The sequence below is a fragment of the Pseudomonas sp. P5_B2 genome (assembly GCF_056400445.1).
The window spans coordinates 1-8,323 of the sequence record NZ_JBFULH010000166.1; the positions used below are offsets into that span (position 1 = coordinate 1).

The following is an 8,323-nucleotide window of genomic DNA, read 5'->3' on the forward strand; positions in this document are numbered from 1 at the left end:
ACGACACCACCATTCAGGTGCTGACCCAGGGCCGTGAAGACTTGATCGAGCGCACCTTCGAATCCCTGCGCGGCGCGAAGAAAGCCATCGTTCACCTGTACAACGCGACCTCCCCTTCCTTCCGCCGGATTGTCTTCAATCAGGACAAGGACGGGATCAAGGAAATCGCCGTCAGCGCGGCCAAGTTGTTCGTCAAATATGCCGCCCAGCAACCGAACACCGAGTGGACCTTCGAGTACTCGCCAGAGACCTTCAGCGCCACTGAGCTGGATTTCGCCAAAGAAGTCTGTGATGCCGTGATCGAAGTCTGGAACCCGACGCCTGAGCACAAGATGATCCTCAACTTGCCTGCGACCGTCGAATGCGCCACCCCGAATATCTACGCCGACCAGATCGAATGGTTCGGCCGTCACATTAACCGTCGTGACAGCGTGATTATCAGCCTGCACACCCACAACGACCGTGGCACCGGTGTAGCCGCCACCGAACTGGGTCTGATGGCTGGCGCCGACCGTGTCGAAGGCTGCCTGTTCGGCAACGGCGAGCGTACCGGTAACGTCGACCTCGTGACCGTCGCACTGAATCTCTACACCCAGGGCGTTCACCCTGAGCTGGACTTCTCCGACATCGATGGCGTGCGCAAGGTCGTCGAAGAGTGCAACCAGATCCAGGTGCACCCACGTCACCCGTACGTCGGCGATCTGGTCCACACCGCGTTTTCCGGCTCCCACCAGGACGCCATCCGCAAGGGCTTCGCTCAGCAGAAACAGGATGCCCTGTGGGAAGTGCCGTACTTGCCAATCGACCCGGCCGATATCGGTCGCAGCTACGAGGCGGTCATCCGCGTCAACAGCCAGTCGGGCAAGGGCGGTATCGCTTACCTGCTGGAACAGGAATACGGCATCAACTTGCCACGTCGCATGCAGATCGAGTTCAGCCAGGTGGTGCAGCGTGAAACCGATCGCCTGGGTCTCGAGATGTCCGCTCAGCAAATTCACGCGCTGCTGCACAGCGAGTACTTGCAGGCCAACACCCCGTACGCGCTGGTCAGCCATCGCTTGCAGGAAGAAAACGGTCACAGCGCCGTGGAAGTGGAAGTCTCCGGCAAAGGTCAGGGCGAGAACAACCTGCACTGGCGCGGCAAGGGCAACGGTGCGCTGGAAGCTCTGGTGGCCGGCTTGCCGATCCCGGTAGAAATCATGGACTACAACGAACACGCCATCGGCGCGGGCACCAATGCCAAGGCTGCGGCCTACATTGAACTGCGCGTGAACGGTGAACGTGCGGTGCATGGCGTCGGTATCGATGAAAACATCACCACCGCCAGCTTCAAGGCCCTGTTCAGCGCGCTGAACCGCTCGCTGAGCCAGCCGGAAGCGAAAGCGGCGTAAGCCTTCGCTGAAATATAAAAGGCCCCAAGGTGCGAACCTTGGGGCCTTTTTGTTTGCCTGAGTTTTTGTATTGACTGTTAGGGCCCCTTCGCGAGCAAGCCCGCTCCCACATTAGACCGCGATTAAATGTGGGAGCGGCGGTGCGACGATTCGACTTGCCCGCGAAGGGGCCCTGCCAGGCAGCGAAAATCTCAGGTGAACTCGAACGTGTCCGCATCCAGATTCGCCGGAAACCGCGTGCGGTAAGCCTGCAGATCCGCAGCGTTCAACACCACCTGAAACACACCATCGGCCTCGCCGGCACTGAGCAAGGTCTCTCCCTGGAAATCCAGCACCTGACTGTCGCCGGTGTAGGCAAAACCTTTGCCGTCCGTGCCGATGCGATTCACCGCAGCCACATAGCAAAGGTTCTCGATGGCCCGCGCCGGTAGCAAACGGTTCCAGTGCTGGCGGCGTGCACCGGGCCAGTTGGCGGTGTACAGCAGCAAGTCGGTGTCCTGCGCATCGCGGCTCCAGACCGGGAAGCGCAGGTCGTAGCAAATCAGTGGCCGTACCCGCCAGCCCTTGAGCTCGAACTGCACCTGACGCTCACCCGGCGTGAAGTGGTTATGCTCGCCCGCCATGCGGAACAGATGACGTTTGTCATAGTGCCAGACCTCCCCTTCTGGACGCGCCCACAGCAGGCGATTGCGATGACTGCCGTCGGCGGCCTGGACGATGATGCTGCCGGTGATCACCGCGCCCAGCTTCGCCGCCTGAACGCGCAACCACTTGCTGGTCGGACCGTTTTCCGCTTCGGCGAGGGTCTCCGATTCCATGGAAAAACCAGTGGTGAACATCTCCGGCAGGATGATCAAGTCCGCTCCGCGAGCCTGCTCCAGCAACTGTTCGAAATGCTCCAGGTTGGCTTTCCGATCGTGCCAGGCCAGCGTGGTCTGGATCAGCACAACATTCAGATTGGGCAGTGCACTCATATCACGCATAGTTTTGCCGCTGCTTCACGCAGGGTCTCCTCACGTTTGGCAAAGCACAAGCGCACCAGGCGCTGGCCGGCGGGCGGTGTCTGGTAGAACACCGAGATCGGGATGCTCGCTACGCCATGTTCGCGGGTCATCCACAGCGCCATCTCGACGTCATTGAGGTCGGGGCGGATCTGCGAGTAATCGACCAACTGGAAATAAGTACCGGTCACGCGAGTGAAACTGAAGCGCGACGGTGTCAGCAGATCGCAGAACAGACCCCGCTTGGCTTGATAGAAATCCGGCAACTCTTCGACGTGTTCCGGGTGCTCGGCCATGAAGTCGGCCAAGGCAAACTGCAGCGGTGTCACGCCGCAGAAACTGACGTATTGATGCACCTTGCGCAACTCGGCGGTGAGGGCCGGCGGTGCGACCACGTAGCCGGTTTTCCAGCCCGTAACGTGGTAAGTCTTGCCGAAGGAGCTGACCACGAAAGCGCGCTGATACAGCTCTTCGTGATTCAGCACACTGACGTGAGGTACGCCGTCGAACACCAGGTGTTCGTAGACTTCGTCGCTGACCAGATAGATATCGCGACCACGAATCAAGTCCGCCAACTGATCCAGCTCTGCACGGCTGATCAACGCGCCACTCGGGTTATGCGGTGAGTTGAGAACGATCATCCGCGTGCGTGGCGTAATGGCCTCGGCCAGCTTCTGGAAGTCGATGGAGAAATCATTCAACCCGAGCTGCACATGAACGCAACGTCCACCGGCCAGTTCCACCGACGGTTCATAACTGTCGTAGCAAGGGTCGAACACGATGACTTCGTCGCCGCTGTGGATAACCGCTTGAATCGCGCAGAAAATTGCCTGGGTGGCGCCAGGTGTGATGGTCACTTCGTGATCGGCATCGACATTGATGCCATAGCTGCGAGCGATTTTCGCCGCCACTTGCTCGCGCAAGGCAGGCAGGCCGGTCATTGGCGAATATTGGTTATGGCCATTGGCGATGTGCCGGCCAACTGCATCACACAGAGCCTGCGGCGCATCGAAATCAGGAAAACCCTGGGACAGGTTGATCGCCCCGGTTTGCGCCGCGAGCTGAGACATCTGAGTGAAGATAGTGATGCCGACATTCGGCAGCTTACTGGTGATCATCGGTAGCCCCTTGCAGGTGAGCTGCAAGTTTCTAGCTGCAAGCTGCAAGTGGTCAAGCGTCAAACCTCCAGACGCAAAAAAGGGCCCTGAAAAGGACCCTTTTTGCTTTGACTTGAAGCTTGCAGCTTGAAACTTAAAGCTGCTTCTATTTCTTATCGCGGCGCTTCTTGTCGGCCTTTTTGTGGTGCGACATCATGCGACGTTTCTTGTTGACCTGGCGGTCGGTCAGCGTGGTCTTCTTGCCTTCGTACGGGTTCTCGCCGCCCTTGAACTCGATGCGGATCGGTGTACCGACCAGTTTCAAGACACGACGGTAAGTGTTTTCCAGGTAACGGACGTAAGACTTCGGCACCTTCTCGATCTGGTTACCGTGAATCACGATGATCGGCGGGTTCGCACCACCCAAGTGGGCGTAACGCAGCTTGATCCGGCGGTTGTTGACCATCGGCGGCGCGTGCTCACCAACCGCATCTTCCAGAATCGTGGTCAGGCGGTTGGTTGGCCAGCGGGTGACCGCAGACTTGAACGAGTTCTGTACGGAGGCGTAGAGGTTGCCCACGCCCGTTCCGTGCAGGGCCGAGATGAAGTGAATATCGGCGTAATCAACGAAGAACAGTCGACGTTGCAGCTCGACCTTCACGAAGTCGCGCTCGCTCGGCGTCATGCCGTCCCACTTGTTGATCGCGATAACCAGTGCACGACCCGATTCAATGGCGAAGCCCAGCAGGTTGAGGTCGTGGTCCACCACGCCTTCGCGCGCGTCCATGACGAAGATCACCACGTTGGCGTCTTTGATCGCCTGCAGGGTTTTGACCACGGAGAACTTTTCAACTTCTTCGTGGATCTTGCCGCGCTTGCGCACACCGGCGGTGTCGATCAGCGTGTACTTCTCGTCGTTACGCTCGAACGGGATGTAGATACTGTCGCGGGTGGTGCCGGGCTCGTCATAGACGATTACCCGGTCTTCACCGAGCATGCGGTTGACCAGGGTCGATTTGCCGACGTTCGGGCGGCCGATGATCGCGATCTTGATCCCGTCTTTTTCGCTAGGGCCAGGAATGCGCTTGGCTTCCTCGCCTTCGGCAACGATCTCTTCCTCGCCTTCTTCCAGCTCGTCATCGTCTTTCGGGAAGTCGCTGAGGGCGATTTCCAGCATCTGGGTGATGCCACGACCATGAGCACCGGCGATAGGGATCGCGTGGCCCATGCCCAACGGAGCGAATTCTGCGCGGGCCATTTCAGGGTCGATGTTGTCGACCTTGTTGGCAACCACGTAAGAACGCTTGTTACGTTTGCGCAAATGCTCGGCGATCATCTGGTCGGCGGCGGTGAAACCGGCCTTGGCATCTACCAGGAACAGAACGACATCGGCTTCTTCAATGGCCAGCAGCGACTGCTCGGCCATTTTTTCGTCCATACCGTGCTCGTCACCGGAGATACCGCCGGTGTCGACCAGAATGTAGGAACGCCCTTGCCACTTGGCCTCACCGTATTGGCGATCACGGGTCAGACCGGACAAGTCGCCAACGATGGCGTCGCGAGTCCTGGTCAGGCGGTTGAACAAGGTGGACTTGCCGACGTTCGGTCGGCCCACCAGGGCGATTACGGGAACCATGCGGCTCTCCACTTCGTTATTTCAGAAAATACAAAAGCCGCTGCGAGGCAGCGGCTGGTGCTCGGGGCAACGCTTGAGGGCGCTGCGAACCCCTTCAAACGGGGTTGCCTGGGGTTAAACCCCAAGCATAGTCAAACCTTTACTTTATGGTCAGGGCTTCCAGTTTGCCGCTGTTGCCATATACATAAATCGTGTCACCCACCACCAGCGGACGGGCACGCAGGCCGTCGCTGTCGATCTTTTCGCGGCCGACGAAACGACCGTCCACCTGACTCAGCAGGTGCAGGTAGCCTTCCATATCGCCGACTGCAACGTAGCTAGAGAATACTTCCGGAGCCGACAGTTGACRGCGGGCCAGCGAATCGTTGCTCCACAACGCGGTGGTGGAACGCTCGTCGACGCCTTCAACGGTACCAGAAGCCAGGCTCACGTAAACGTTGCCAAACCCTTGGGAGAGACCAGCATAGCTGGAAGCATCACGCTGCCAGAGCTGACGACCGCTTTCCAGGTCCAGTGCCGCAAGACGGCCCTGATAGCTGGTGACGTACAGCGTACCGCCGGACAGCAGTAAGCCGCCGTCGATATCGACCACACGTTCCAGCTCCGAACGACCTTGTGGGATCGCTACACGCTGTTCCCACACCGGCACGCCGTTGGAAATATTGAGAGCGACCACTTTACCGGTCGACAGGCCTGCTACTGCTAAAYGGTTGGTCACGATCGGCGCACTGGTGCCGCGCAGCGTCAGGACCGCAGGGGTGCTGTCATACAACCAGCGCTGGTTACCAGTCGCGGCATCCAGGCCGATCAGACGATCGTCCTGAGTCTGAACCACGACCACGTCACCGTTGTTGGCTGGCGGTGCGAGAACTTCACTGTTCACGCGAGAGCGCCATTTTTCTTCGCCGTTGATCGCGTCCAAGGCAACCACTTCGCCCTGGAGCGTACCAATCATGACCAGACCGTAACCCACGCCAACGGCGCCGGAAACAGGCAGATCGAGATCTTTCTTCCATTTGACGTCGCCATTGCTGCGATCCATCGCTATCACCACGCCAGTGACGTCGCCAGCATAGATGGTTTCGCCATCAATCGCCGGTACCAGCATGTTGTAGGATTCGCCCTGACCGTCACCGATCGAACGACTCCACTGCTTTTGCAGAACCACTTCTTCTTTGAAGTCGACCAGCTCGGCAGGTGGCAATTCCTTTTTGCTGTTGCTGCTGCAACCCGCGGCCAAAATGGCCAGGGCCAGCAATGCTGCATGTTTCCAACGAATCACGTCACGCATCCCCTTTGGCCAGATCGTCCAGCTTGATTTGCAGGCCACCGACCGCCGCTTCGTCCGACAGAGCGGCCTTGGCTTTTTGATACGCCTTGTTCGCTTCGTCGGGACGACCCAACTGCACCAGCAGGTCGCCTTTGAGTTCTTCGCGAGTGGCCAGGAATGCTTTGTCGGTATCGCCTTCGAGCAGTTTCAGGGCTTCTTCGGCCTTGTCCTGCGCAGCCAGTACCTGTGCCAGACGCTGACGGGCAATTTCGCCCAACGCCGGGTTGGCCGGTTTGGCGACAATGGCTTTCAGCTCGGTGGCTGCGTCGTCCAGCTTGCCGCTGTCGACCGCGACTTTCGCCACGAACAGGCTGCCGTACTGCGCGTAGGCGCTGCCGCCGAACTCGCTGTTGAGCTTGCCGGCCAGGTCGGCAACACGGGCTGCGTCAGGCTTGCCGTCAGGCGTCAGCGTGGTTTCGAGCAGTTGCTGATAGAGCATCGAGGCGCCTTGCGACTGATTGCCCTGATACTTGTGAAAGGCTTGCCAGCCGAACACGATGACCAGCGCCAACAGGCCGCCAGTGACCAAGGGCTTGCCGTTGCGTGACCACCAGTCCTTCAAATCCGCCAGATGTTCGTCTTCGGTACTCGACACCCCAATACTCCTTAATCGCTAAATCGGCTGTTTGACAGCTTCAACCCTGCACGACGCAGGTGGCCAGGTGTGCAGCAAGCGCATCCCAGGCAATACTTTGTTGTTCGCCCTGGCCACGCAGGGGTTTGAAACCTACCACTTGCTGGGCCATCTCATCGTCACCGAGGATCAGCGCATACAGCGCACCGCTCTTGTCGGCCTTCTTGAACTGGCTTTTGAAGCTGCCAGCGCCGGCATTCACTTGCAGGCGCAGGTTGGGCAATTGATCACGGACACGTTCGCTCAGGGCCAGGCCGGCAAGTTCCGCCGCTTCGCCGAAGGCGCAGAGGTAGACGTCGACCTGACGGGAGATTTCTTCCGGGATCTGCTCCAGGGTTTCAAGCAACAGCACCAAGCGCTCGATACCCATGGCGAAACCAACGCCCGAGGTCGGCTTGCCGCCCATCTGCTCGACCAGACCGTCGTAACGACCACCGGCACACACGGTGCCCTGGGCGCCCAACTTGTCGGTGACCCATTCGAAAACGGTCTTGCTGTAGTAATCCAGCCCGCGAACCAGCTTCGGGTTGATCACGTAAGGAATACCGGCGGCGTCCAGACGCGCCTTGAGGCCCTCGAAGTGCACGCGGGACTCATCATCCAGGTAGTCGGCCATTTTCGGCGCGTCCACGAGGATGGCTTGCGTGTCGGCGTTCTTCGTATCCAGAACCCGCAGCGGGTTAGTTTTCAGACGGCGCTGGCTGTCTTCGTCCAGCTTGTCCAGATGCGCGGAGAGGAACTCGACCAGCGCTTCACGATAGCGACCGCGCGACTCGGCAGTGCCCAGGCTATTGAGTTCGAGTTTGACCGCTTCACGGATGCCCAACTCGCCCCACAGGCGCCAGGTCAGCACGATCAGCTCGGCATCGATGTCCGGACCGTCGAGGTTGAACACCTCGACACCGATCTGATGGAACTGGCGATAACGACCTTTCTGCGGACGCTCGTGACGGAACATCGGGCCGATGTACCAGAGTTTCTGCACCTGGCCACCGCCGGTGATGCCGTGCTCAAGCACTGCACGCACGCACGCAGCCGTGCCTTCAGGACGCAGGGTCAGGGAGTCGCCGTTGCGGTCGTCGAAGGTGTACATCTCTTTTTCGACGATGTCGGTCACTTCACCGATGGAGCGCTTGAACAGCTCGGTGAACTCGACGATCGGCATGCGGATCTGCTTGTAACCGTAGTTATCCAGCAGACGTGAAACAGTGCCCTCGAAATGACGCCACAGGGG

Annotated in this window: 7 protein-coding genes; 1 reads left to right on the forward strand and 6 read right to left on the reverse strand. The window is 59.2% G+C overall.

All coding sequences use genetic code 11. The annotated features are described in order from the left end of the window. A partial coding sequence (locus AC1DRJ_RS14480; protein WP_477802759.1) for a 2-isopropylmalate synthase occupies positions 1-1,391 on the forward strand: 1,391 nt, incomplete at its 5' end. A gap of 191 nt (positions 1,392-1,582) precedes the next feature. Here AC1DRJ_RS14480 and AC1DRJ_RS14485 read toward each other — a convergent pair. The 6 genes from AC1DRJ_RS14485 to hisS form a co-directional block, all read right to left on the reverse strand. Continuing rightward, positions 1,583-2,374, reverse strand: a complete 792-nt coding sequence (locus AC1DRJ_RS14485; protein WP_477802760.1) for an amidohydrolase — start codon at positions 2,372-2,374, stop codon at positions 1,583-1,585. Next, the gene (locus tag AC1DRJ_RS14490; protein WP_477802761.1) at positions 2,362-3,510 is read right to left on the reverse strand and encodes a pyridoxal phosphate-dependent aminotransferase; all 1,149 of its coding nucleotides are present in this window, start codon (positions 3,508-3,510) and stop codon (positions 2,362-2,364) included. Before AC1DRJ_RS14490 ends, AC1DRJ_RS14485 begins: the two co-directional genes overlap by 13 nt. Positions 3,511-3,655: 145 nt before the next feature. After that, complete coding sequence (gene der / locus AC1DRJ_RS14495; protein WP_477802762.1) at positions 3,656-5,125, reverse strand: ribosome biogenesis GTPase Der; 1,470 nt, start codon at positions 5,123-5,125, stop codon at positions 3,656-3,658. Positions 5,126-5,264: 139 nt separating this feature from the next. Beyond that, positions 5,265-6,416: an outer membrane protein assembly factor BamB gene (gene bamB, locus AC1DRJ_RS14500; protein WP_477802763.1), complete on the reverse strand. Its 1,152-nt coding sequence runs from the start codon at positions 6,414-6,416 to the stop codon at positions 5,265-5,267. Beyond that, positions 6,409-7,050: a tetratricopeptide repeat protein gene (locus tag AC1DRJ_RS14505; RefSeq protein ID WP_477802764.1), complete on the reverse strand. Its 642-nt coding sequence runs from the start codon at positions 7,048-7,050 to the stop codon at positions 6,409-6,411. The genes bamB and AC1DRJ_RS14505 overlap by 8 nt, the downstream gene beginning before the upstream one ends. 40 nt (positions 7,051-7,090) lie before the next feature. Next, the coding region (gene hisS, locus AC1DRJ_RS14510; protein ID WP_477802765.1) for a histidine--tRNA ligase at positions 7,091-8,323 on the reverse strand (1,233 nt) is incomplete at its 5' end.